This is a genomic window from Paenibacillus terrisolis (assembly GCF_056171975.1).
The window spans coordinates 101,391-125,965 of record NZ_JBKFGG010000002.1; the positions used below are offsets into that span (position 1 = coordinate 101,391).

Sequence of the window (24,575 nt, forward strand, 5' to 3'; positions counted from 1 at the left end):
CCGCCTGTCCTTTACTGGAAGGGAAACACTTTCTTCGTTCGATATTTCAGATTTCCATTAGAGTCATAGTTGTAAATCAGCTTGTCACCGGTAGGAAACACGATCTCATTGAGACGTCCGTCCGGTCTGTAATCGAATGTCGCCTCCGGAACCACCGTCATGACGGAAACCATCAGCTGCAGTTCAAGCGGAAGGGAATTTTTCTCCGCAAGCTTTAAATAGTACGTCTTTCCGCCTACCAAATCCATTTCCAGCACTGTGTAATCGACGCCGAATTCCTGCTCGTCATCTTCGCTTGAGACAAGCGGCACAAGCAAATCCGGCTGGTCGTACAGCGTCATGACCGGCTGCAAAGCGAAATTCTGCAGTTCTTTCGTTGCGAAGCGGTAATGACCCGAATCTGGAGCCGTAAAACGATAATATCCGTTTTGTCCGGCTTCTTTGTAAACATACAAAACCTGACGGTGGAGCAAATCCTCAAATACGTAGTCCTGCACATCCACAAGCTCAAAGCTGCGGTAAGGCGCCGTGAACAGGACCGCGTTGGCCGAACTCGTCTTCAGTTGAATGGTCCCCCCTGCTGGAATATCATACGAAATCGCCGTATGTTCTCCCTGCCGAACAACACCCCCGCCGGCATCCAGAATCTTGTAGTCGAAATACCGGTTTCCCGAGGTGCTGGCGTTGGTCATCAGCTTCGCTCCAAATCTGCCGGTGTTTTTAAATCCGATCCGTTGTCCCGGTTCGAGCATTCGCTTCAACAGCGCCGGTTCCGTGCTTGGGCTTGCCTGAAAAGCTTGTCCGTACGTGAAAGTAACAGGGCTGTCCGTCGTTACGGTGACGACGACCTGAGTATCTGCAGGAACAGACAGGTTCCCGTCATAGTCAAATTCGGCTTCCTCGATTTCTCCGTCCAGGTTGTACATGGAGTAATCAAACATCGTGAGCGCCGTCGCTTCAGCATTGCTTGTCAGGGTTTGACTGGAGGGCAGCAGGTTGGTGAACAAGTAGCTTTCGTTTTTGCCCAAGGTTACTTGCTTCACCCCGGGGTTCTCGCCTGGCGTACCGGTAAATGAAGTATAAACTCCTCCGAAATGAATCACGCCCGTCAACGGAGTAACGGTAATGGTGTACCCTGCCGAAACCTGCACAGAGGTATACTGGCTCGGGTTCTCATGAGAAATCGTTCCGTCCGGACGGCGTATGACGTAGGAATATTCATTCGTTCCTGCGGCAGCATCGTTGTACAAGGACTCCATTTCACCGCTTATGTTCTCAAAAGTGTGCGAACTGCCCGGAGATACGGCGGCCCGAAGCAATGCGGGGTGCACCGCTGTCTCAACCGCAATCGTATCCGTGTAGGAAATGGTCACCGGGCTAGCGGATTGACCGGTTATGATCGCATATCCACCGGCGGGGATGGCCGCGTTCCCCGTTTCATTAAACGCGACTCTATAGACGCTTCCATCGCCGCTATAGACAGCGACATCGTATTGCCCGCCGACTTCGCCGGTGTTGCTGGTGATCGTAATCACCTTGGATCCGGCGTTCGTAAACAAATAGGATTCTCCTAATCGGACCGTCTGCTTCGAAATCGCTTCGCCCGGCTTATCCTTCCAGGAGAACAGGCGATAATTGGCGCCAAAGGTTACGGGAGCCGATACGGCGGTTACTACAATCGAATTCCCGGCAGACACCTGAGGATCCGTATACGTACTTTCATTTCTCCCTTGCTGTGTCCCGTCCGGATAATATTCCACCCAGTCGAACCGGTTGGAAGAAGCCGCATCCGTCCGTAATGTGCGCAAATGGGAGGAGATATTCTTAAATTCATAGCTCTCTCCTCCCGCAAGAGTCACCCGGAAATGAGAGGGCTCGTCACTGGGCTCGGCGGTAAAATCATCCGTATAGTCAAAGGTCACAGGGGCCGTTCCTTGCACGGTGATGATCGCAATGGCTCCGGCGGGCAATTGAGGGGTGCTGATGGCGTCAAAGCCTTGGGAATAGTAGCTGCCATCCGCTTCATAAACGGTATAATCGTACAGGCCGTCTACCTGTCTCGCATCGTTGTTCACGGGATTGGTAAGCGTACCGTTGTTCGTGAACCTGTAGGATTCTCCGGGAGACACCGTGACCCGGCTGATCGCGTCATCCTCCCGGGTTCCTCCCATAAATGTTCGGTATGGCGCACCTACCCTGACCGGATTTGCAGTCAACAGAGTCAGCACGACATATCTGCCCACGGCAACCTGCGGAAGGGTGGATGTGTTCGTTCCCCGGGAGGTTTCCGTTCCGTCCGGGTTGTATACCGCGTAATCGAATTTGTCTTTGGTTGTCCCCGCATGTTCGACCCGATCCGATTTCGTGCCCACATTCGTAAATGTATAGCTCTCCCCCGGATACAGCAGGACACTGTCGTAGGCAGGTTCATCGGTTGGATATCCGAAGAACCCTTCATACGGCACGGCGACGATCACCGGCTCATCCGAAGTCCCCGTCAGCACAATTTCATCGCCAACGCTGAACGAAGGCTTCGTGGAAACCTCAAGACCGGATGTTTCCAGAGAACCGTCGCTTTGATATATCGCATAATCATAACGCTTTTCGTTTGACGTTGCCGCGTCGCTCATGATGCTTCGGGAGGTTTCGCTTTGATTGGAAAATAAAAAGCTCTCCCCCCGAACCAATGTTTTCTTCAACAAGGCGGGAACCGGAGAGTAAGCAAAGGACAGCTCCGAAGCGAAGCTGACGGTTACCGGATAAGCGGCGGCATCCACGGTAATCACGACGGAACCGCCGTTGGAATATACCGTCAAGCTCCCGGTATGGTCCATATCATCCCCATTGACGTTTCCTTCCTGATTGAAGGAAACATAATCATATCGAATGTTGTTCGTAGACTTTGCATCCGTCGAAAGAGAGATTGATTTAGTGGTATCGTTCGTAAAACGAACGCTTTCCCCCAGATAAATCACCAGCTCCGTCTTGTCGACCGCCATGATCTCGTTGTATGTGCTGTCCGTCACGCTCGGCTCCTCCGGCAAAGCGGGGGTTGCATTTTCATCGGGATCCTCCGCCGGTATCTCGGGCAGATCCGGGGCAGGCATATCCACAGAAGGCATATTCGTGCTATCGCTTACTCCCGCATTGTCGGTTGCTACCGGCTCGGAACTCTCGCTCCCTTCGGCAGAAAGCGAAGCGGGTCCCACACTTCCGATCAATAGAAAAAGAGTCAGCATAGCAAGAAACAATTTCCTGGTTACCATTAAAACTCCTCCATTTCCATTTTAAGTATTTTGATGACACTTCTTATATCGGTTCAGCATAATCAGTCCTAAATAGGAGTTAGTCGATTCCCATGAAACTTAATCGCTTAAGTTTTTTGTTGACGCAGTCCCCGGCTTAGTGTTAATCTTTAGAAAAATTCACGGGGCAAGGAGGCGGAAAACTTGAAGAAAACGACAATGAAAGACATTGCGCTCAAGGCCAACGTCTCCGTGGCGACGGTAAGCTACGTCCTAAACCGTGTCGGCAACCAGACCATACCGGAAAAAACACGCCGGCATATTTTGCAGCTTGCGGAGGAGCTTCATTACATTCCCAACTTGGCCGCGCGCTCGCTGGCTAACCAAAAGACGGGACTGATCGGAATCCTCGTCCATTCATCCGTACGGATGCCTTATTGGCGGCTTCACGCCCAATTTTCTTTTATCCGCGCCTTGGAGCAGAAATTAACAAATGCCGGTTACCATACCCTGTTGTACACGCTCGACGCGGATGCGGTACAGCCTTCCCTGGACGTTATCGTCGAAAGAAAGCTTGAAGCCGTATTTCTGATTGACGTCCGCGAAGAATCGTTTTATTCCATCTCAAAGCATTTTGTGGAGGGGATTCCCCTGGTTCTAATCGACGGTATGATCGAGGATCCCTTGTTCAAACAGGTGGTATACGATTACCGTTCCGCTCTGCAAAAGGCCCTGCCCCAAGACCTTTCGCAGGTCTGCTTCATCACGGAAAGCTTTAACAATACCTTGCTGAACCGCTATATCCGGGAGAGCCTCCCGCTGCCGGACGAAGCGATCTACGAGATTCAAGATTCGGAGAGCTTGCAGGCGGCTTTGCAAGGAAACGGCTTCAAGGAAGCCGTCGTCCTGAACGAGCTGATCGGAAGTATGGCAGAAAAATCCGGGGTATTTGAGCGGCTGACCGTCGTCTGCACCTGCGATTGTCAGGAAGCACTGGGAGAAAACGTGCGAAAAATCGGCTTTCAGGAGGATAAAGCCGCGGCGGCTTTTGAGCTGATGCTTGGCCTGTTGCAGCGCCGGGAACCTTTCGAAGACGATCAAAAAAACCGTTTTTTTATCAAGTAATTTTTTTACGCGCTAACTTAAACGTTTAAGTTAAAAGGAGTGACAGCCATTATGCAAGATCCTGCCTTGGCGGAACCGTTTGTAAAATCAGCTCACAAAGCAAATCCGTCCCTTTGGAGAAACCGTAAATTTCTGCTGTTATTCAGTTCATCTTCTATTTCTCTCTTCGGAAATGCGTTTCACGGCATCGCTCTGAATCTATGGGTGCTCCAAACGACGGGCAGCGCCAAAATGATGGCGGTTCTGACGATCACCAATTTGCTGATCGGGTCTTTGCTCGGATCGGTCGGAGGCACGTATGCGGACAGGATTCATCGCCGAACCCTGATGCTGGCCGCGGATCTTGTCAGTTGCCTGATCGTGTTGACGCTGGCTGCGGTCATTTCTCTGCCGTCCGCTCCGTTTGGCGCCGTATTGGCACTGACCGGACTTGCAACAGTCTCCGCGTTGTTTCAGTCCCCCGCCTACCAAGCCTCCGTCGTTAACGTGGTCGGCAAGGAACAGATTCAGAAGGCGGTCGGATTCCTGAACCTTTCCGAAAATATTTGCCGGACCGTTGGATTTTCCGCAGGAGGCATTTTTGTCGCCGGCTTTGGAGCGACCAAGGCGATTGTGTTCGACGGAGCTACATTTTTCGTTTCTTTTTTGCTCGTTCTCGCTTTACGCTCCCTTCCCGCCTTGGCTCATTCCGGCATGGTCTCTCCCGGCGAAAAAAGAAGCTTTTTCCGGGATTTGGCAGAAGGGATTCGTTATATAGGAAAATTTCCTTTTGCCCGGGCGGTCGTTATCCTGCTGCCTGCCCTTACTTTACTCTTTATGCCTTCCATGATGCTGACGCAGGTAATGGCGGTGAAGGTGTGGAAAGCCGGCCCTTTTCAATTCGGGTTAATGGAAGCGTGCATTCCGCTTGGCTATATGCTCGGCTCCGGCCTGATCATGCTGCTCGATTCCAAATTAAAGAGACGCGGGGCTCTGATCATGACCGGTCTGTTCAGCCTTGGACCGATGTATGTCCTGCTGTCTTTTGCAACCTCCGCCGCCCTGGGCATTCCCGTTATTCTGCTGATTGGCTTCATGTTTTCGTTCTGCACGATGCTCATCAACGTCATCCTCCGGCTGGAAGTCTCGGAAGAGCTGCAGGGCCGGGTCTTCGGCGTGCTTAGCTCCTTGATGAGCGTTGCGCCTTCGCTGGGTCTGCTCGCGGTCTCCGCCCTTTCCGATCTCGTAAGCCCCGGGCCGGTAATGCGCTCCATCGGGATTATGTTCATCTTGTTTGCCTCGTGGTCATACGCAAAATTAAGAGCCATTCGGAAATACCGGTAGATTAAATGCGGTCCCATCTCATAGCCCTCTCTTTAATGGTACCTATGTGCGGATAACTGCTTGCTGGAGTATAATATGGAGAAAAGCGATCAAGCCAGAGGAGTTTTTCATGGAAGACTATCAAGCGTTATCCTATCAATTTCACGATATCAAAAACACGCTTAGCAACATCTTAAATAAGGTGCTGCATCAATATCAGCTTTCCCCGGTAATGATGTACACGCTGGAACTGCTGCTGAAGAAACCGGATTCGATCGCCGTAGATATCGCCGAGGAAGTCGGGCTGACCCGCGGAGCCGTTACGCAGTTGTTGGACAAACTCGAAGGGCAGGAACTGCTGACCCGAAAGCCCCATCCTACCAGCCGAAGAAGTCTGCGCATCGAGGTTACGGAAAAAGGCCAAGCGCTGACGAAGGCCATTTTAACCACCTATCATGATGAAGTCGGAAAATTGTTCGCTGGCTATAGTGCCGACGAGCTGTCCAGCTTAAGACAACTGCTGCAAAAGCTTCCCTTATGATCCTCTCCGCTCCGGAGAGGATTTTTTGTGAGGTGTTGACAAAAGAATCTCACTCTATTATTGTTTAGTTATTAAACAATATATAAAATAAACAATAATGGGAGTGATTCGCTTGAGTAAAGTCATCTGCATTACCGGAGCGTCTTCCGGAATCGGCCTGGCCACGGCGCTAGCCTTCGCGAAGCAGGAGTGGACCGTATACGCGGGAACCCGAAATCCGGAACGGGACCGGCAGAAATACGCCGGCTATCGCAACCTTTATTTTATCGAGATCGACGTCACCCGGGAGAGTACGCTTGAGCAAGCCATGAAGGAAATTGATGAGCGGCATCAACGGATTGACCTGCTGTTTTGCAACGCCGGCTTCGGGCTCCTGAAATCCCTGGAGCATGCGGAGATCGCAGAGGTTCAGAACATGTTCGATACGAACGTATTCGGCGTGATGCGTACGATCAAAGCGGCGTTTCCGCTTCTGCGCAAGGCGGAGAATGGACATATCGTCATTACGTCGAGCATCTCCGGCGTTGTGGGGCAGGCGCTGAACGAGGTATATTGCGCCAGCAAATTTGCCGTTGAGGGACTCGCGGAAAGCTTGGCCGTCTACTATAAGCCGTTTTTTAATATCGATGTGACGCTGCTCGAACCGGGAGCGATTGAAACGAATTTCAGCCATGTGGTGATGTCCCAAATCGCCGCGGACGGAGGGCTGCCAAGCGATGAGTATAAGCCGGTATTCGACGCGTTTCTCTCGACCTTCGGTCCGAAGGCGGTCCCGCAATCCGCCGATTCCGTTGCCGAGGTCATGCTTCGGCTCGCCGGGATGGAGACGAAGCCGCTGAGAATCCGCACTTCCGAGGCAGCGGAAGCGTTCGTCGCGCCCAAGGTTCAAAACGATCCCGACGGCATATCCTGTTTGCTTGAAACGCGCAGCTTCCAACTGGGCGTATAACGGCAAAAAATCACCGGTACGGGTCAGGGGGCAAAATGCCTGAACTCGTACCGGTGTTTAATAACTTGCTACAGTTTCTGAACCTTATATACAAACTTCCAAGTTGCCGTCTCCCCGGAGTATCTTCCCCGATTTTCGGTCACCGTGACAAGCAAGGATTTGGTCATGGTCTTCGTGATGGAGGAAACCTTGACGGTTGCCTTTTTACTTCCGATGTCCGGCACGCTGTCGTCTTCTTCCGCAATCGCCTCAAGCGTCAGACTGGCCGATGCTTTCAAGGTGAACGTTTTGGACGATCCCTCCGCGATTTCCTTGTCGTTTGCCTGGAACCCGGTGGACCATTCATTGCCGACATGGTTGTTTTCCTGTAATTCCGCGCTGACGAAAGTGACCTTGATTTTGGCCGTTTTTTCGGCGGCGGACAGCGGCTGAACGGACAACAGAAAAATGAGTCCCAAGCTTACAAGAACCTTAGTTGCCTTCCATTTCATGAGAGTGCCTCCCTCATATATAGAATTTAACTTTCTTGTATACATTTCGGGGTCCTTGCCTCTTTCCCTGCCCTAAAAACAGAAATTCCGGCTTATCCGATCAGCGTTCCGGTAATGGTCCATAAGCCCGAAATCAGGATAACCCACAAAGCCAGCTTTTTAAACAGGTGTTCATTCAGCTTTCGAATCGCCAGGTTTCCGATCACGACGCCGATGATCAAGCTTGGCAAAAACCAGGAAGTATATGTATAAATGGGCTTTGTCAGTAAGCCGCTGTAAAGATAAGTGACGATCGTCGCCATATTTAAAAGGATTCCGTATAACGTGATATTCGCCCGGAAGGTCTCCTTGTTCACGCCTTGGTTGGACAGGAACAACGCGACGGGCGGCCCGCTCATGGAGATGCTGCCGTTAAGCAAACCGCTCATGATCCCGACCGGAACAAATGCCGCTCTGTCATGATGAACGGGGAACGACCTGCCCGACAGCAACAGCAGCGCGAACAGGATGATTAAAATCCCGGTTCCAACCTTTAGGATGTCGGCACCCACAAAAAGCAGCAGATACGTTCCTAGTGGAGCGGCAAGCAGACTGGAGCCGACAAGAATCCATATTTTCCGCAGCTCGATAAATTTTCGGGAGCCCAGCAGAATCAAGAGATTGGTACATAGGCTCAGGATCACCACGATCGGAACGGCCTGCTGCAAAGGCATGATTTTTGAAAGAATCGGCATGGACACGAGAGCGAATCCAAAGCTGGTTAGGCCTTGGATAAAACCTGCCGCTAAAATGACGATAATGCCCAATACCATATACGTATTTGCTTCCATGTGACGACTTCCCCCTGATGTCCGTATGTAGCTGTTGTTCGTTAACATACCTTGAATACCTTATCACAGGAAAAGAATTCCTTCCATAAAGAAGTTTCTTATCCGCTCTAAGCAGAAAAAAAGACGCCTGAAATCCCAGGCGCCATCCTCATTCATTTCATAATTAATCCATGCCTTTATACAATCTTACGGTATCCTCGCGGCGGCATAGCTCCCTTTCCGGGTTCATTACCGCGGAAGCCCCGGCGGCGATGCCGAACTTCACCGCGTCCCGCAGCGGCTTGCCTTGCTCCAGGCCGTAAACGGTACCGGCAACCAGGCTGTCTCCCGCGCCCACTACGCTGACAACCGAAACCTCGAGCGCCCGAAGGTGCTCGGAGCCGTCTTTGGTAACCAGCATAGCGCCCTGGGGTCCTAATGAAACGACGACAACCTCGGTGCGGCCTTCATGTATAAGCTGGAGCGCTGCCGCTTTGAGATCCTCGTCGGCAGAGATCGTTCTTCCGCTCAACTCCTCCAATTCCCGCTGGTTGGGCTTGAGCAAATAGACCCCGGCATCGGCGGCGAACTGAAGAGCTTGGCCCGAAGTGTCCACGATCACGCGGGCGCCCCATTTTTGGGCAGCCGTGACCACTTTCCCGTAAAAATCGGGCGGACAACCCGGAGGCAAGCTCCCGCTCGCTACAATATAAGTTGGCTCAAAACGAAGCGACTCCAATTCTTCCAAGCACCTTTTCCAGTCTTCCTCGCTAAATTGCGGACCCGGCATATCAAACCTGAACTGCTGGCCTGTCGATTCCTCCACGACAATCAAATTTTCCCGCGTTTGTCCGCCAATCGGGATAGACTGATGGCCTACGCCTTCCGCTTCTAACATATGGCCAAGAAGCTGTCCGTGCAGCCCTCCTGCCGCAAATAGGGCAAGCGACTCTCCCCCCAAACGATGGATCGCCCGGGCGACATTCACCCCGCCGCCCCCAGGTTTATACGAGGCTTCCCGGCAGCGCAGCTTATGATCCGGAACAACCTGATGAATGCTCGTACTGGCGTCGACGCTTGGATTCACCGTCAAAGTAACGATCATTTTCAACTCTCCTCGCTTCAAGTCTATAAGGACATTTCAACGATAGTATTCACCATATGCCGATTATTTTACCAAATACTTCTCGAACCAGTCTGAGATTTCCGTCAGTCGGCGAATGCGGTGTTTCGGTTTCCCGGAACGGGAGAGCTCATGATTCTCGCCTTTGAACAGGCAGAGCCGCGTGTCCACGCCGTGCATTTTCAGGGCCGTAAACATTTGCAGCGCCTCGACCTGCCAGCAGCGGAAATCCTCGTCCGAATGAAGGAACAGTGTAGGCGTTTTGCAGCGGTCGGCGTACTTCAGCGGAGATTGCCCCCACATTTTTTCATAATCCTCCCAAGGAGTGGTCGCCGTTTGGTCCGTCGCGAAAAAGTAGCCGATGTCGGTCGTCGTACACATCGAAATCCAATTGGAGATGGAACGCTGAGACACCGCCGCCGTAAAGCGGTCGGTATGCCCGATAATCCAATTGGTCATAAAACCGCCGTAGCTGCCGCCCGTGACGCCAAGCCGCGTCGTATCGATCGCCGGATAAGCCTGCAGCACATGATCGGTAAACTCCATGAGATCGGAATAATCGATTCCGCCGTATTGACCGCGAATATCGGCAAAATCATCGCCTCGTCCGTCCCCGCCCCGCGGATTGCTGAACATCACGAAATATCCGTCATTGGCCCACAGCTGCATTTCATGATAAAACACGGTGCCGTAGACCGTTTTGGGCCCGCCGTGAATGTCCAAAATAGCCGGATACGTTTTGCTCTCGTCGTAATCTTTCGGCAGCAGCACCCATCCGTCAATCTCCGTTCCGGCGCCGTTGATAAAGGAATGGCGCTGAGGAACGGCCACATACTTATCTTGAAGGACTTCATCATTAAAATGAGTCATTTGCTTCGCTTCCGCCGAGCTCAAGTTCAGCCTGTACAGCTCTTGAAGCCGTTGTTCGCGGAGTCCGATGAACAAACACTGCTCACCCTTTAAAGCAAAGCAATCCACCGTACCTTCGCGGACGCTCTTATACTCGATTTCGCCGTTATAGGAGACTTTGCATAACCGGGAACAGAAACGGTCCGTCACAACGACGAAAACGCCCTCCGGAGTTACGGAAAGTCCGTTGCCGCCCCCGAGACGGCAGTCCGAGCCGACCGAATTTCCAACCGACAGGTCCGGGTCCGCGAACCGGGTCACCTGGCCGCCTTCGTCAACGATCGAAAAGGTTGGATTTTCGTTGATCGAATATTTCCGGCTTTCGGAGGCAATGAATACAATCTTGTCCCCGAGGAATTTTGCGCCCGCGAACTGGTATTTCCCCTGGGGAACCAGTTGTTTCGATTGATTTTCGGCCGGATCAAACGTCCACAGCGAATCCGTAAGCTCCATCTTGGAGGTAAACAGCGAGCCGGTATATAACAGCTTGTCTTTTTCTTCGCTTACTTCGAAAAACGCAACATGATACCATTCCTCCGTAATCGGACTTACCGAGTTGTCGGCGGAGTCGAATATATACAAACGGCTGCGTTTTTTGTTGGTAAGGCCTTCGCCGTTGCTCCAGAACGGAATTTCGTCCAGGACGGTGTAGTCCTTGTCCTCCTCGTAAGCTTTCAGCGCTTTTTCCTTCTCTTCTCCTTGGAATCCCGAAAGCGCAGCCAGCCGGAAATCGTAAGCCGCCTTCACCACCCAGCGGGTTCCGCCGAGCGATTGGATTTCGGACACCTGCAGCGGAATGCTGAATGCCTTAATCGCTTCGCCGCCGCCAATCCGGATTTTGTAAAAATGGGTTTCCGGTTCATGATCCTTGGCTTCTTTTTGCTCGCGGTTCGCCGAAAACAGCAATGTATCGTTATCCACCCAAATAAAAGAACCCGCATCTCCCATTCCAGTGAGCTGTCGGGTTTCACCTGTTGTCTGATCGTAGATCCAAAGGTCCGAGTAATAACTGTTTTTCTCAAGATTGCTTTTCTTCACGCCGAATGCCGCGTGACTGCCGTTTGGAGATAGCTGTATGTTTGAAAGAAAACGGTAATTCGTAAAGTCTTCGAGTGCAAGCTTTGCCATTCGCCACTACTCCTTTAATGGTTTTTTTATCCATTCTACTACGCTAGGATCAATAACAGAAGGACAAATAATGGTTATATCCCGCATTTATTTTGCCCTTCTGCTTGTCGTGGTTCCGACTACTTTCACGTCGACATCCAGTTCGAGATCCGATTTCCCGATGATGTCGCTTTGCGGCTTGTTAGGATATTTCCGGTCATACTTCTCCTGAAAGTCAAAAATGTCGGTTTTTTTGTCCTTCCACTCCCGGAACAGCGCCATGCAGTTGAGTTCGATTTTCTCCGCCATGGAGTTTTCCAGACTCTCGAGGTTCTCCTGCGTAAGATCCAGAGCTCCCTGGATCGACGATACATCCGTGAGCAGCTTTAGCTTGATTTTGAATTTCACATGATCTCCTTCAAGCTTAACGTCCGACTTGAATTTATAATCCTGCAGCAGCAGGGATACCGTCTTGGAATCATCTTCCGGATTGACGGTATCAATATTTCCCGATACGTCGTTATGCAGCAGCAAATTGAAGAAAAAGGTCTGTTTTCGGTCCAGCCGGCCAATCAATTTGTACCCTTTGACCAAGGCTACGCCGTCGAGATAATATTGGCCTTTCGTATCCTCGTCCTCCGAAATGTTAATAACGGGAACGGAGCTCGTCCGGTCTCCGATATATTTCTGGTTCATAAATTCCTTGATATCGATCTTGACCCCAAACGAAGTGATAAAACTTTTGCTCAGCATATTAAAAAGATACAGCCCCGTAATAGATTCCTCCGGATGGTTCGGCTTGATGAAATCCTTCGGGTCTCCCCACAAAATCGCCAGCAAAGTGCGGGTAATCGATTCCTGCCAGCGGTCGAACAAATCAAAAACCCGCTCAAGCCCATTTTGGGTGAACTTTGGCGTAAACAGCAAAATCTTGTTATGCGATAAAGTGACGGGCGCACTGGTATGCGTCTCGAGCATATTGATTGCGTCTCCGGGGTTCCGGGTCGTTATTTTGTAAACGATTCTTTCCTCTTTATTTTCTTCTTTCGACGAGCTGCGAATCGAGTTCAAGGTTTCAAAATAAAAATCAATATTTCCATCCTCGCCTTGATCGATCAGGACAGAAGTGACAAATACGATATGGTCCAAGTCCCTGTAGTTTTGGCAGGAAGTGGATAAAAACAGGAACGGAATAAGACTTGCGACGATAAGTGCGCTTCTTCTAATGGAAACCATTATTTCTTACCCCGCAACATGAAAGGTCTTGAAATTTTTCGCAGCGGCCCTCTTATGAAAATGTCCTGATTGGCGGAACGGAAGGATTTCTCCGTGCCAAGCGGGAAAAAATAAGGGTAATCGCAGGTTCTGAGTGCGGCCAGATGGGAGGCCAGAAGGATAAAGCCTAAATAAAAGCCGTGCAGCCCGAAGCAGGCCGACATGATGATCGAAAAAACCGACCACACCGAGATTGCCGGCGTGAACCTGGGATTGATAAAAGAAGTGATGGCGTAGATGCCGATAACCACCACCGTGATTTCCGAAGCAAGCCCCGCCCCTACGGCGGCATCCCCCAAAATCAAAGCGCCGACGATGCTCAGCGCTTGTCCGATTTGATGCGGCAGACGTCTGCCTGCCTCTCTGGCAAGCTCGAAAAACAGAAACAGGAGCAGCACCTCAACTACAGTCGGAAATGGAACTCCCGAACGGGAAACCGACAGCTTAAAAACAAACGCCGACGGAATCAGCGAAAGATGATGCGTTGCCAGCGCCACATAAAAGCCCGGAAGCAGCAGCGAGATCATGACGGACGCAAATCGGAGCAGACGCAAAAGGTTGACAAAGAGCATATTCGCCGAATAATCGTCAGCGGCTTGCAGGCTCTCGAAAAAAAAGTAAGGCGCAGTGAGCGCAAAAGGACTGCCATTGATAATCACCGTGATTCTTCCCTCAAAAAGCCGCGCCACCACCGCATCCGGCTTTTCCGTAAACCCGGTCGTATCGAAAAAACTATTCGCCGGGCTTAAAATCTCCGCAACATACTGAATGCCAAGCACGAATTCATTGTCCATCTCCGCCAATTTCTTTCGCACCGTCCGCACTAGGTCCTCCGGAGCGATTCCTTCCATATAAAGCAACGCTGTCTGCGTTTTCGATTCCTTGCCTAATAAAAAGCTTTCCACTCGCAGTTTCTCGGTGGACATTCTTTTGCGAATCAAGCTAATATTGGTCGTCAGCAGCTCGTTAAAGCTTTCGTTCGACCCGGTCAGAGAGGAGTCGTATTGCGATTTCTCCACGGCTCTCGTTTCCATTTTTCGAGCCACAACATAAACGGCATACTCGAAGGATTCAAAGATCAAGACGGGATCGCCTTTCAGAATATTCGATATGGCCTGATCCGCATCCGAAACCTCACCGATTTTAGCGGCATAAATAGCTCTTGCCACATCTTCCGGACCGGAAATTTGCTGTCCGGCCGCGGACAAAGGTTCGATAATATAATGGCTGATATAATTCAGATCGCAGATGGTGTCAATATAAAATAGAGTCGCAGTCCCCGAGTCCAAAGGAATCTCCCTCCGGACAAAATCGGAGCTGCCCCTCAGCTTCGTATAAATATCATTCTCCCGGATGGCCATGTTCTTTCCCCCGCTTCTTGCTGCGAAAAGTCATTTGCCGTATGTAGTATGCCAAGTTTTCCGCATAACATTCGGGTATTTTGCCAATAATGGTGAATCCCGGGCCTAACAGCAACTTTGGAAAGCAGGCGATCGACTTGGGTATCATCAATACCAAGCATCTATTTTTCATATACAGCAGCCTTGCAATCGTTACCCTCAAAACATTTCCAACGGCTTTTATCAAACTCGGAGGCAGAGATACCTGGATCGCCATGACCGTCGCGTCCGTCCTGATCCTTGTGTATTTGTGGATCATTTTAGCTATCTTCAGAAAAACGAACAGCTACAGTTTGACCGATATATATAGCAAAACGCTGGGAAAATGGGTCGGCGCTTTTTTTTCGTTCATGTTTGCGGTCACCGTCCTGCTCACCATGTTTGAAAGCGCCGGGGCGGAAGCCAGCGTCATCCATACCGGCTTCCATCTGCTGACTCCGGTATGGGTGTTTATTTCTGTAACGGCGATTTCCACCGTGTATGTCGTAAAAAGAGGGATCGCTTCGGTGGTCATCACCTCGATTATCGTAATTTTTTTCATCAGTCTTTCGGGCATGCTGCTGGCTTTCTTAACGCACCGGTATAAAGAAATCAAGTATATTTTCCCTATCATGGAGCATGGGGTTACGCTCGATTTAACCATGGCCACCCTCAAAATTTTGGGAGCGCTCAGTTGCGTGACGATTGTCATGCCCTATTTTGACAGTGTCCGCGACAAGTCCAAGCTCATCAAGCACAGCACCATAGCCTTAATATTCATCATCCAGATGCTGATTTTCTCCATGCTTGGCGTTATAACAACCTTCGGGCCCGAGCGGGCCGAGGACCTGCTGTTTCCCAAGCTTAAGCAGACGCAAATTATTAGCGCCTTCGGCTTTCTGGAAGCCGGAGAACTGTTTGTCATGCTGCAGGTCGTGGCCGGCTGGTTCATCCGCTATATTGTTTGTTTTTTTGCGCTTATGGAGCTGATCCGGTTGTCCGGACTTACCATCAAGTACAGGGAGTATTACGCTTGTGTCTTGACGATCGTGTTTTCCTATCTCTTTTCACGGAACTTGTTTGACATGTTTAACATACTGGACTACTTGCTGTATATTCAATTGATCAATTTTCTGGTGATTCCGTTGATCCTGTTTACCGCCTACTATTTCAGGCGTCGGCTCGGACGGCAATCTTAGTAGGCTACCCTCTCGATCACCCATACGAACGCAACGGCCGCAGCGCAAATATTGAGCAGCTTGAAGCCGGAAATATACCATCGGGATCTGTGCCAGTACCAGAGCAGCGGAAAAACGAGAGCGACAAGCGTTAATTGGGTGATTTCAATGCCGAGATTAAAGCTAAGCAGGGCCTGAACCACCTGGTTTTTGGGCAAGCGCATTTGCGTGAGCAGGTCGGCAAACCCCATGCCGTGGATAAGCCCGAACAAAAACGTAAGCCACCAGCGATGGCGGGCATTTTTCGAAAAAAACAAATTCTCGATCGCCACATAGACGATGCTGACGGCAATCATGGACTCGACAAATTTGGAGGGAACCGTCACGATTCCAAGTACGGACATAGCGAGAGTCAAGCTATGGGCTACCGTAAACGAAGTAATAATTTTGAGGTATTCCCTGATCCGCATCCGAAGCAAAATCAGAGTGAACAGAAACAAGAGATGATCGATGCCCGTTAAAATATGCAGAGAACCTAAACGTAAAAATCTTGCCCAATCAATGGCTGAATTTGCGTGAGAAGACGATTGCTTGGAATCCTCGGAGAGTTGGGGCTTGGCCCGATAGGTATAGCTCCACAATTGATCGAACAGGACCGAGGTTTGCATCAAGTTCCCGTGTTCCGTCACATTGATAAAATTGATGTACTCGCCTGAAATTGTCGAATGAAAACCGTCTCTGACCACTAGCGTTTCTCCCGGCTGCACGGCGTCAAGCGTAATCGTGGCCGTGACAATTTTGGCGTCGGAAAGTATGTAATCGTCGTACACGAAATTTTTTTCGAACGTAAAATCATCTTTGAAAGGCAGCTCCGCGCTTATGCCAAGCTTGATATCCTTTGGACTCGTTTTCTGCCCCTTGATTTCGATAACAAGGTTGTGCTCCACCCATTCTTTCAATCGGGGTTCGGCCTGGGCCACCTCATTCGCGTCCAGATAATAATCACCGTCCGCGTCGATTCCTTCAACGGACTCGAGCACCGACAGATCATCGATCGCAAACCGAATCACCGTTTGGTTCCGGAACAAATCCATCTTCGTAAACGCTACGCTGTAAGCATGGGCGGAAACATCGGACACAAAGTAAGGACAAAGCATAAAAAGAGCTAAAAAGAACAGGATGAGTCGACTTTTTTTCATATCTCCCGCAGCCTCCGAATTTAAGAACTCCCGTGAAGTAAAATGGGATGCAATCATTTAATCGTAATAATTACGATTATTACACACGGATACGGAGGGTGTCAAAACATTCCTTAGGGGTTTTCTTGATTGCAAAAAAGGGCTGTTCCCCGAAGTCGTCTATGATGGCTTTTGGGGAACGCCTCTAAAACAAAGGAGCGGAAAAACCCTGCCGGATCGCTGCCAGGTACCGGATCGACTTCGAGGATTTGCGTTAGAACAAATGGTCTGGTCTAGTCTACTTAACCCTGGTCAACGACGTCCCCAAACACGGCATCCCTCCGACAATACTTAAAATAGCGGACTTATATGGCCATATTTCCACTGGAGAGGCCTCATTCTGAACGAATAGCGCCGTTTTATGGCCTTATTTCTTCAGAAGAGCTCCTTTTCCCCTCAGTTTTGGACGGTTTGCCAAAATTAGGGCCATTTTGCACCGCTATTTTCAGGAAAATGCGGTTTCGGAGTGAAATAAGGCCATTTTATGCCGCTATTCGAGAAATCAACGTCATGCGGACCTGCGCACCGTGCATCAAGGACCAACCGAGGCTTACGGCGTTTTCGGCTTCGAAACTTGCCGAAATCAAGCCCGGTGACCGGGCGGCTTTCACTTGCTCGGTAAATACCGTCGATTAGCGGCATTAAGCCCCTAGAAAAAAAGATGGTGCAGAGTTTGGCCCCTGGCATCATCTTTTCTTTTACTTTTGGGACAGCCTCTTCATGGGGAATATATGATGGATTGCGGCAAGGACTACTCGGTTTTGATCCCAACCATCCGACGCATCATGCTTCGGGAACGTTCGGAGTCAAAGGGAACGAGAAAAGACGCGGTAAACCGTCCCATTAAGCCCTGCTCGTAGACGGCTTTCTCGTTGCTAAACGATTTGTAGCCGATCAATCCGCCTTTATACCGCCCCATTCCGCTGTATCCGACGCCGCCGAACCCCATGGTGTTGGAGCCTGCGTGCAAACCGAGATCATTGACGGTTACGCCTCCGCTGGAGGTTTGCGTCACTACTTTGCGTATATCTCCTTTGTTTTTTCCGAAAACATAGAGCCCCAGCGGCTTTTCACGTTTATTGATCCGGTTGATGGCCTCGTCCAGCTTCCTGTACGTATATATCGTCAAGACCGGTCCGAAGATTTCATGCCTCGAAACCGAGAGCTCCTCGCCGGGGTTGACGATAATCGTAAGCGGAATTTTACGGGTTTCAGGATCGGGAAGCTTCTCCGAGCTTGGGTTTACTTCGATCACTCGGCAGCCTGCCGCTTTGGCTTCCTCTACATAGCTGACAATCCGGTTATATCCGGCTTGATTGATGATGGAAGAGACCCGCGGATTACGGATCATCGTCGGGAAAGCCTCCTCATCGGTTTTAACGATTTGAACGATTATGGGCTCAAGAAGTGATTCGGGCACAAATGCATAATCGACGGCGAGGCAGACTTGGCCTGCGTTCCCGGTTCGGCCCTTGGAAATTCTTATGCCCGCAAGCTTTACATCGGCATCGGAGAGCACCACGGCCGGGCATTTTCCGCCTAGCTCCAGTGTCACCGGGGTCAGATTCGGGGCGGCGGCGGCAAGGATTCTCTTGCCGATTTCGGAACCGCCGGTGAACAGGAGCTTATCCCAAGGAAGCGCGGCAAAATAGGCGGAAATCTCCGCTTCGCCGGTCACCACTGCCATCTCTTCCTCCTTAAAATACTTCGCCACCAGCCTTTGCAACAATTCCGCTGTTCTCGGCGTGCTTTCCGACACTTTAATCATAACCGAATTGCCTGCGGCCAATGCTTCAATCGCAGGATCAAACGCCAAACTTACAGGTGCGTTAAAAGGCGACACAATACCGACAACCCCCAGCGGCTCATTAAGAATATATGTCTTTTGCCCGGTGAGTCTCAGCAAGCCGGTTGATTTGCGTTCCGGCTTCATCCATTTTGCTAAATGATCGCGGACATGTTTGCCGTGAAACAGCGGTGACACCACATCCGCTCCGAAAATCTGATCGGGATCACGGCTTCCGAAATCGGCCTGAAGCGTGTCGACGAGCTCTTTCCAGTGGGTACGGATCAATTGATCAACCCGTTGGAGGCGGTCCATCCTCTCCGCATAGCCCGGCGGATTGACGCGGGAATATTTCGCTTTTTGCAGATCGAAAATGCGTTGAACTTCCTGGGTTTCGGTTGTTTTCATAGAAAAGTCGTCCTTTCCCTGAGTTGACGTTGAATGATGTTCATCATGAATGAAAGTCGATAATTAATTGATCATTCGTTTAATAAATATTATGAAAAAGGGATACCGCCTTCGCTTAAGCTTTGATGGCATCCCAGCTCATTTTAATGATTTGCTGCAGATTCTCTTCGTTTGCTTCATATTGCCCTTTGAAATGGGCTCTGGCCAGCTGAGTTACCGGGAAATAGCAATACGTGAGCAAAAAGGTCGTTTCGAGGGGCTTTAAAACCCCGGCTTTTTTGCCTTTTTCGATAAACTCGTGCAAGAATACGAACATCGTCGTCGTATCTTCCAAAGACAGCTTATCCAGCAGCGGCGAGGTCGAGAACTGCTCCAGAAACATGAAGTCGTCCTTATTGTCCAAGATGAACCGGAGGGAATTTCGCATGAATCTTTCGCAGGCCGTTTGTATGGTCATCGTCGGTTCGATGCCTTGGATCATGTAACGGCTCATTTTCTCTTTGGCTTTGACATACAGCTTGCCCAGCATATCCTCCTTGTTCTCAAAATATACGTAAATCGTCGCCGAAGAAACGTTCGCCCGCTTGGCGATTTTGGACATCGAAATGTCGGAAAATCCGATCTCGTTTAACAGCTGAATGGTGGCTTCAAAAATAGCTTCGCTTTTATTCTCATCTTTATGTCTCATGGCTATATAATAAATGATCATTCGGTTAATGTCAATCAGCCATGCCGGGATGGATTGTGCGCTAACGGACTCAGATGACTCTATTCAGCTAAAAATGCGGCTTTTTTTATTCTAACGGACTCCACAGTCGCTATTTGCAAAAATAAGCAGTGTTCATTAGACTTTTTCGTTCAATAACGCTTCTGGAGTCCGTTAGGGGATCGCAAAGCCGGCTTTTCCCTAAATAACGACGGTGGAGTCCGTTAGAAATCACATAGACTGCTGCGCCAGATAATTGTGAAATTCGTTAAGCCGAAACTCGTATCTGCAAGCATTCATGGAATCCATTCAAAGCTAAGTTGCGTTCATGCCAGTCGGTCCGGCATGATTTCTGCAATTGCAGCTGTTATAGCCTGTCAGAGCCTTGATGCTCAGGATCGGTATCGTGATCATGCTGAGGTTTAAGTGTCGCGGCTTTAGTCATGCTTTGATCGGCCCCAGTTGATTGATGGTTCGCGTATAGCGCCTTGTGACCGGATTTGGGCGTTCCTTCCTCTCCGGCAAACTCCTCCCCGGCTTCCATTTGCGCCACCGGGAAACGCCCCCGTCCAATACGGGTTCTCCCGGACGCCGGCTCTCCAACCCGCGCTCCGGACGGCTGCCGGAGGAATCTTTTCTGCACCCAATATATGCCCCAAAGCAAAACCACCAGGCTAAGCCCCACAATAAGTCCCGCCGCCTGACCGGCGATAAACGGCATGCTGACGATAATTCCGATCATCCCGATCAGCCCCAGCCAGGAGGTATACGGGAAACCGGGCAGCTGGCAGGCCGCCTCCGGAGAACAAGGCGTATGTCTGCGCCATCTGTAATGAGAAGCCAAAATTACGAAATACGAAAACAGGAGTGAAAATCCTCCGCAGCTGACCAAAAACAAATACACCTGTTTGGGCAGGATAAAACCCATTGCAAGCCCCAGCAACATCGCCGCTCCGGAGAAAAGAATCCCCTTATACGGGAGATTGTTCTTGTCCTTTAACCAGGAGGGGGCATGCCCTTCCGAAGCCAGCGACCGAAGCATGCGGGCCAGCCCAAAGGTCGACGCCAGCATCGTGGACAAAATCGCCGTGATCATCACGATATTGATCAGCGTTCCCGCCCAGTTGATCCCCCAGCGGGTTAACGCGAGCACGAGCGGGCTTTGATCCTGGACGATGCCTCCGGTCGGGAACAGCAGCAAAATGACGGAAATGGCAACGCAATAAAGTGCCACCAGGCTGATCAGGGTGTAGTTGATGGCGCGGGGGATCGTCTTCTTCGGATTGGGCACTTCGGATGCGGCCAGTCCAATGACTTCAAAGCCGGCGTACGTAAAAATAACGATCAGCATGCTCCCGGCAATCCCCGCCAATCCTCCGGGAAACCAGGGCTCACGCCGCAGCTCGCTGACTCCGGCAGCCGGAGCGCCGGGCATGAGGCCGGAGACGATCGCGAGTCCGATCGCGATAAAGCCTACAATCGCTAGCAGCTTTATGGCCGCGAGCCCGCTTTCGAGCTTGCTTAGGTAATTGGCCCCAAGCAGGTTTAGCAGTGTAACTCCGACTATGATGATCATCCCCATCAAAATCGCCGGAACGTTCGGGAACCACTCCCGAAGAAATGTCGAAGCCGCAATCGATTCGCTGGACATCGCCAGAACGAGCCCGATCCAATACACCCAGCCCGTGATGAATCCTACCGCAGGTCCGAAGCTTCTCTCCGCGTAGGTGCGGAAAGAGCCCGGAACCGGGTCCGCCGCCGTCATTTCCGAAAGCGCATAGAGAATGATGTAAACCAACACGCCGCCTAAGATATATGACAGGATGATGCTGGGTCCAGCCGCTTTGATCGCCACGCCCGAACCGAGGAAAAACGATCCCCCCACCACCGTGCCAAGCGCAAGCATCGTAAGATGAAACGTAGAAATTCCTTTGTCTTTCGCCCGCATGTCCGCCATAATAAATCAGCCTCCCGAAAGCCTAGATGTTTACAGGAAGTATTGGCAGAAGAAAGTTAAATTATGTTGACCTCCCGCGGGCGGATTATCTTTCCAAGCTTCTCTTGATTTTTCTCATCGTACTCCCCAAATAAGCAGCCGCGCCAAAAGCGAGCAGCAGACTCAAGACAAATTGGATATATTGTCCCGCCGACAACCCCTTATAATTGAAGATCAAGCTAATCAACGTGGTTACCCCCGCCACCAGGAAGATCGCAAACGAAAAGGAAACGGCCCATACGAAGCGTTTGTTTCTCTCCGCTAATTGCTCGGCATCGGTAAAAGATTCCGGCCGCTCGTGCGTGTATTTTTTACGCCAAACATAGGAACTGGCCATTTGACCGACAAGTTCCCAGCCAAATTCCTCATAGGTCGTTTTGTATTCCTTTTTGGGTTTTGCCTGCATATCAACAATATAACGGTATTTTTCCGGCTTTCCCTTTGCCAATCTCATGAGGATCGAGCTCCATTGCCCGATATGCTCGGGATGCCAGCCCTCGGCGGCCATTTTCTCAAACCAAACTTCGTAATCCGCCGGAACGACATATCTGAAAACCGAGAATAAAACGATTTTCTTCATACTCACAATAATCCCTCCACATTGCGGTAAAGTTCCTTGATCCGGTTGGCCTCTTCCTTTAAAATCCGCAACCCCAGTTCGCTTGCAACGTAAAATTTCTTTCGTTCCTCTTCCCTTGTCGGCGAAATAAGGCCATCCTTTTCAAGTTTTCCAAGCGTCTGATAAATGGTCCCGGCCCCAAGCGTAATGCGCTCTTCGGTAATTTCCTTGACATGCTGCATAATCCCGTAACCATGCCGCTCCTCTTGCAGGGACAGCAAAATGTACATCATCGTTTCGCTCATGGGTATAAATCGTTTCTTCACTTTTTCAAAATTCACATTCACCCCTCCAAACATCACGAAGATCTATATCACATCGTGATATAGATATCATGCATCACGTCGTGATATATGTCAATAGGCGGCAACCCAAAAAAAGAACAGCCCGAAGGCTGCTCCTGGTTCTTTTTCCGCTATCCAATTATTTCGTCACCGCGATTTCAGCACCCGATCGGAAATCGCTCCGATCTCTTCGATCTCGGCGGCCGTCAGGCGAAACTTCATCGACTTGACGTTTTCCACGGCATGATGAACCTTCGAGGCTCCGGGAATCGCAAACACGATGTCCCCATGAGCATGAATGAGCCAATTCAGCGCGATTTGCGTAGGTGAAACTCCGTATCGCCCGGCGGTTTGCTCCAAGGCGTCGATCAAAGGTTTTGACCGCTTGAGTCCGGAATCCCGGAATGAGGACGTCCATTTGCGCGGCCCTGTAATGGATTTGATAAGTTCCGGGTTTTTGTGGAATTTGCCGCTTAAAATCCCCTGCTCAAGCGGTGAATACGCAATAATGGCAACACCCAGTTCCTTGGCCGTTTCCATGACGCCGTTTTGCTCGATCCGGCGGTCCAACAGGCTGTATTTGACCTGGTTTGAAACCAGCCGCAGTCCGTGCTCGCGAAGCACGCGGTCCGCTTCGCGCATCTGCCGGGCGGAAAAATTGCTGACCCCGACGTTTTGGATCTTCCCTTGCTTGGCAAGCTCCGCCATCGCGTGCATCTCGGCAGATACCGAAGAAAAGGAAAATGGGTTGTGCACCTGATACAAATGAATCGTACGGTGATCCAGCATGTTAAGCCGATCGTCGATCGTTGCCGAGATGCTCCCCGACGTGCGGAAAGCCGGCCACCATTTGGTCGCGATATAAGCCCCGTCCGCTTCAGGGGTGCCAATTGCCTTTAAAGCGCTGGCCAGCAAAAGCTCCGATTGTCCGCGTCCATAGATTTCGGCGGTGTCAAACCAATTGATTCCGCCCTCCAGGCTGGTTTGGACGATGGTCTGCACATCCTCCCGCTGCAGCGCCGGCCAAAATTTGCCGACCATCCCTCTTCCGTTGCTGAACTGCCAGCATCCGAGACCCAACGGCGACAGCATCAAATCCGAATTGCCCAACTTGCGTAAACTCAGTGAAATTTCCGTAGCCTCTGCCATCATTTTTCACCCGTTCCGTTTTATTTTTTATCCAGTCAGGCTTCTTTCTCCAACTCCCGCCAATGGGCGGCAAACGAATGGACGACATTCAAAAATTCGACGAGCGCCGGGGAACGCCATTTTTTCTTGTGGTAAGCAATCTGCGTTGCGACGCGCTGCGATTCATCGTCCCAGTTAAGCTTGATCATTTTGCCCTCTTTCAGTTCGCCCCTTACGGTAACCAGCGGGACAAACGAAACGCCGAGACCCGACATGACGCACTGCTTAATCGCCTCGATACTCCAAAATTCCAGATTGGGATCGGGAAAAACGCCGTGGCTGTTCAGATACTGCTCGAACAAAGTTCGATAGGAGCAGCCGCTCTCCGTATGCAGAATCGTTTCCTCCTTAAGATCGCCGGGCAACACGCGCGGTTTGTCCCGCAAAGGATGGTCCACGGGAGCGATCAGAGCCATCGGCTCATGGATCAGCGTATCAATATGTAAGTCTTTGTCCTCAAGCTCCGGCTGCAGCAAAAAAGCCATGTCCAGCTCTCCCGACCGGATCAGCTCCCTCAGCTCCCAGCAGGTGCCCGGCTTCAGCGTAATCCGCACCTGACCATGACGCCGCCGGAAATCCCGGATAATTTCGGGCAGTCGAAACGCGGCTAGGGATTCAGGCGCGCCGATCGTTAACGCCCCGGCAATTTTCTCGTCCGATTTCAGCGCGGCTTTGGCCAAGGAATGAATTTTGGAGATTTCCTGGGCGTAAGGAATCAAACGTCTTCCGGCATCCGTCAAAATAATCTTTTTGGCGATTCGGTCGAACAGCGGCTGTCCCAACTCGTTTTCAAGCGTCTGAATCTGTGCCGTAATGCTGGACTGCGCATAATCGAGCTTTTGCGCCGCACGCGTAAAGCTGCCGGTCTCCACCACCACCAGAAACGTAAATAAATGCCGGGATTCCACAAGAACCTC

At 50.8% G+C, this 24,575-nt stretch carries 20 protein-coding genes; 5 read left to right on the forward strand and 15 right to left on the reverse strand.

The genetic code is table 11. The features are described from left to right. Positions 1-11: 11 nt before the first annotated feature. The gene (locus ACI48K_RS03115; protein ID WP_475026139.1) at positions 12-3,266 is read right to left on the reverse strand and encodes an RHS repeat domain-containing protein; all 3,255 of its coding nucleotides are present in this window, start codon (positions 3,264-3,266) and stop codon (positions 12-14) included. A gap of 183 nt (positions 3,267-3,449) precedes the next feature. Between ACI48K_RS03115 and ACI48K_RS03120 the strand changes: the two genes are divergently transcribed. The 4 genes from ACI48K_RS03120 to ACI48K_RS03135 all read left to right on the forward strand — a co-directional run bounded on the left by ACI48K_RS03120 (position 3,450) and on the right by ACI48K_RS03135 (position 7,162). Further along, positions 3,450-4,370 (forward strand): LacI family DNA-binding transcriptional regulator, encoded by a 921-nt coding sequence (locus tag ACI48K_RS03120; protein ID WP_475026140.1) that lies wholly within the window; start codon positions 3,450-3,452, stop codon positions 4,368-4,370. A gap of 51 nt (positions 4,371-4,421) precedes the next feature. Next, positions 4,422-5,693, forward strand: coding sequence for an MFS transporter (locus ACI48K_RS03125; protein ID WP_475026141.1), 1,272 nt, complete (start codon positions 4,422-4,424; stop codon positions 5,691-5,693). Positions 5,694-5,802: 109 nt separating this feature from the next. After that, entirely contained in the window at positions 5,803-6,213 is a 411-nt protein-coding gene (locus tag ACI48K_RS03130; protein ID WP_475026142.1) for a MarR family winged helix-turn-helix transcriptional regulator, read from the forward strand. Between the two features lie 103 nt (positions 6,214-6,316). Next, entirely contained in the window at positions 6,317-7,162 is an 846-nt protein-coding gene (locus tag ACI48K_RS03135) for an SDR family oxidoreductase (RefSeq protein ID WP_475026190.1), read from the forward strand. 68 nt (positions 7,163-7,230) lie between these two features. Here ACI48K_RS03135 and ACI48K_RS03140 read toward each other — a convergent pair whose 3' ends face one another. From ACI48K_RS03140 to ACI48K_RS03165, 6 genes are all read right to left on the reverse strand, one after another. Next, positions 7,231-7,653, reverse strand: a complete 423-nt coding sequence (locus ACI48K_RS03140) for a hypothetical protein (protein ID WP_475026143.1) — start codon at positions 7,651-7,653, stop codon at positions 7,231-7,233. 92 nt (positions 7,654-7,745) lie between these two features. Beyond that, on the reverse strand, positions 7,746-8,483 hold the full coding sequence (locus ACI48K_RS03145; RefSeq protein WP_475026144.1) for a sulfite exporter TauE/SafE family protein: 738 nt from the start codon (positions 8,481-8,483) through the stop codon (positions 7,746-7,748). 163 nt (positions 8,484-8,646) lie between these two features. After that, entirely contained in the window at positions 8,647-9,567 is a 921-nt protein-coding gene (locus ACI48K_RS03150) for a 1-phosphofructokinase family hexose kinase (protein ID WP_475026145.1), read from the reverse strand. A 63-nt stretch (positions 9,568-9,630) separates the two neighbouring features. Next, entirely contained in the window at positions 9,631-11,622 is a 1,992-nt protein-coding gene (locus ACI48K_RS03155; protein WP_475026146.1) for an alpha/beta hydrolase family protein, read from the reverse strand. 87 nt (positions 11,623-11,709) lie between these two features. Next, on the reverse strand, positions 11,710-12,837 hold the full coding sequence (locus tag ACI48K_RS03160; RefSeq protein WP_475026147.1) for a Ger(x)C family spore germination protein: 1,128 nt from the start codon (positions 12,835-12,837) through the stop codon (positions 11,710-11,712). Further along, positions 12,837-14,237, reverse strand: coding sequence for a spore germination protein (locus tag ACI48K_RS03165; protein ID WP_475026148.1), 1,401 nt, complete (start codon positions 14,235-14,237; stop codon positions 12,837-12,839). Before ACI48K_RS03165 ends, ACI48K_RS03160 begins: the two co-directional genes overlap by 1 nt. Positions 14,238-14,374: 137 nt before the next feature. On the opposite strand from ACI48K_RS03165, the gene ACI48K_RS03170 reads away from it, so the two are divergent. After that, a complete protein-coding gene (locus ACI48K_RS03170; protein WP_475026149.1) occupies positions 14,375-15,454 on the forward strand; it encodes a GerAB/ArcD/ProY family transporter in 1,080 nt (359 codons plus the stop codon). Here ACI48K_RS03170 and ACI48K_RS03175 read toward each other — a convergent pair. From ACI48K_RS03175 to ACI48K_RS03210, 8 genes are all read right to left on the reverse strand, one after another. After that, entirely contained in the window at positions 15,451-16,632 is a 1,182-nt protein-coding gene (locus ACI48K_RS03175; protein ID WP_475026150.1) for a HupE/UreJ family protein, read from the reverse strand. The two genes, ACI48K_RS03170 and ACI48K_RS03175, sit on opposite strands and share 4 nt — an antisense overlap. Positions 16,633-17,422: 790 nt before the next feature. Then, positions 17,423-18,865, reverse strand: a complete 1,443-nt coding sequence (locus ACI48K_RS03180) for an aldehyde dehydrogenase family protein (RefSeq protein WP_475026151.1) — start codon at positions 18,863-18,865, stop codon at positions 17,423-17,425. Between the two features lie 115 nt (positions 18,866-18,980). Further along, positions 18,981-19,574: a TetR/AcrR family transcriptional regulator gene (locus ACI48K_RS03185; RefSeq protein ID WP_475026152.1), complete on the reverse strand. Its 594-nt coding sequence runs from the start codon at positions 19,572-19,574 to the stop codon at positions 18,981-18,983. Between the two features lie 364 nt (positions 19,575-19,938). Then, the gene (locus tag ACI48K_RS03190) at positions 19,939-21,528 is read right to left on the reverse strand and encodes an amino acid permease (protein WP_475026153.1); all 1,590 of its coding nucleotides are present in this window, start codon (positions 21,526-21,528) and stop codon (positions 19,939-19,941) included. Positions 21,529-21,613: 85 nt separating this feature from the next. Next, positions 21,614-22,147, reverse strand: coding sequence for a DUF2812 domain-containing protein (locus tag ACI48K_RS03195; protein ID WP_475026191.1), 534 nt, complete (start codon positions 22,145-22,147; stop codon positions 21,614-21,616). A gap of 2 nt (positions 22,148-22,149) precedes the next feature. Beyond that, positions 22,150-22,467, reverse strand: coding sequence for a PadR family transcriptional regulator (locus ACI48K_RS03200; protein ID WP_475026154.1), 318 nt, complete (start codon positions 22,465-22,467; stop codon positions 22,150-22,152). Between the two features lie 150 nt (positions 22,468-22,617). After that, positions 22,618-23,619 carry an aldo/keto reductase gene (locus ACI48K_RS03205; RefSeq protein ID WP_475026155.1) on the reverse strand — a complete coding sequence of 334 codons (1,002 nt, stop codon included), beginning with the start codon at positions 23,617-23,619 and terminating at the stop codon, positions 22,618-22,620. 35 nt (positions 23,620-23,654) lie between these two features. Further along, positions 23,655-24,566 (reverse strand): LysR family transcriptional regulator, encoded by a 912-nt coding sequence (locus ACI48K_RS03210; RefSeq protein WP_475026156.1) that lies wholly within the window; start codon positions 24,564-24,566, stop codon positions 23,655-23,657. Positions 24,567-24,575: the final 9 nt, after the last annotated feature.

What these genes read in the sequence shown, in the direction of transcription:
- ACI48K_RS03130 (WP_475026142.1), top strand. Translation starts at nt 5,803, where the DNA reads ATGGAAGACTATCAAGCGTTATCCTATCAATTTCACGATATCAAAAAC.
- ACI48K_RS03150 (WP_475026145.1), bottom strand. Translation starts at nt 9,567, where the DNA reads ATGATCGTTACTTTGACGGTGAATCCAAGCGTCGACGCCAGTACGAGC.
- ACI48K_RS03195 (WP_475026191.1), bottom strand. Translation starts at nt 22,147, where the DNA reads ATGAAGAAAATCGTTTTATTCTCGGTTTTCAGATATGTCGTTCCGGCG.
- ACI48K_RS03125 (WP_475026141.1), top strand. Translation starts at nt 4,422, where the DNA reads ATGCAAGATCCTGCCTTGGCGGAACCGTTTGTAAAATCAGCTCACAAA.
- ACI48K_RS03190 (WP_475026153.1), bottom strand. Translation starts at nt 21,528, where the DNA reads ATGGCGGACATGCGGGCGAAAGACAAAGGAATTTCTACGTTTCATCTT.
- ACI48K_RS03140 (WP_475026143.1), bottom strand. Translation starts at nt 7,653, where the DNA reads ATGAAATGGAAGGCAACTAAGGTTCTTGTAAGCTTGGGACTCATTTTT.
- ACI48K_RS03185 (WP_475026152.1), bottom strand. Translation starts at nt 19,574, where the DNA reads ATGATCATTTATTATATAGCCATGAGACATAAAGATGAGAATAAAAGC.
- ACI48K_RS03145 (WP_475026144.1), bottom strand. Translation starts at nt 8,483, where the DNA reads ATGGAAGCAAATACGTATATGGTATTGGGCATTATCGTCATTTTAGCG.
- ACI48K_RS03175 (WP_475026150.1), bottom strand. Translation starts at nt 16,632, where the DNA reads ATGAAAAAAAGTCGACTCATCCTGTTCTTTTTAGCTCTTTTTATGCTT.
- ACI48K_RS03180 (WP_475026151.1), bottom strand. Translation starts at nt 18,865, where the DNA reads ATGAAAACAACCGAAACCCAGGAAGTTCAACGCATTTTCGATCTGCAA.
- ACI48K_RS03205 (WP_475026155.1), bottom strand. Translation starts at nt 23,619, where the DNA reads ATGGCAGAGGCTACGGAAATTTCACTGAGTTTACGCAAGTTGGGCAAT.
- ACI48K_RS03115 (WP_475026139.1), bottom strand. Translation starts at nt 3,266, where the DNA reads ATGGTAACCAGGAAATTGTTTCTTGCTATGCTGACTCTTTTTCTATTG.
- ACI48K_RS03160 (WP_475026147.1), bottom strand. Translation starts at nt 12,837, where the DNA reads ATGGTTTCCATTAGAAGAAGCGCACTTATCGTCGCAAGTCTTATTCCG.
- ACI48K_RS03165 (WP_475026148.1), bottom strand. Translation starts at nt 14,237, where the DNA reads ATGGCCATCCGGGAGAATGATATTTATACGAAGCTGAGGGGCAGCTCC.
- ACI48K_RS03155 (WP_475026146.1), bottom strand. Translation starts at nt 11,622, where the DNA reads ATGGCAAAGCTTGCACTCGAAGACTTTACGAATTACCGTTTTCTTTCA.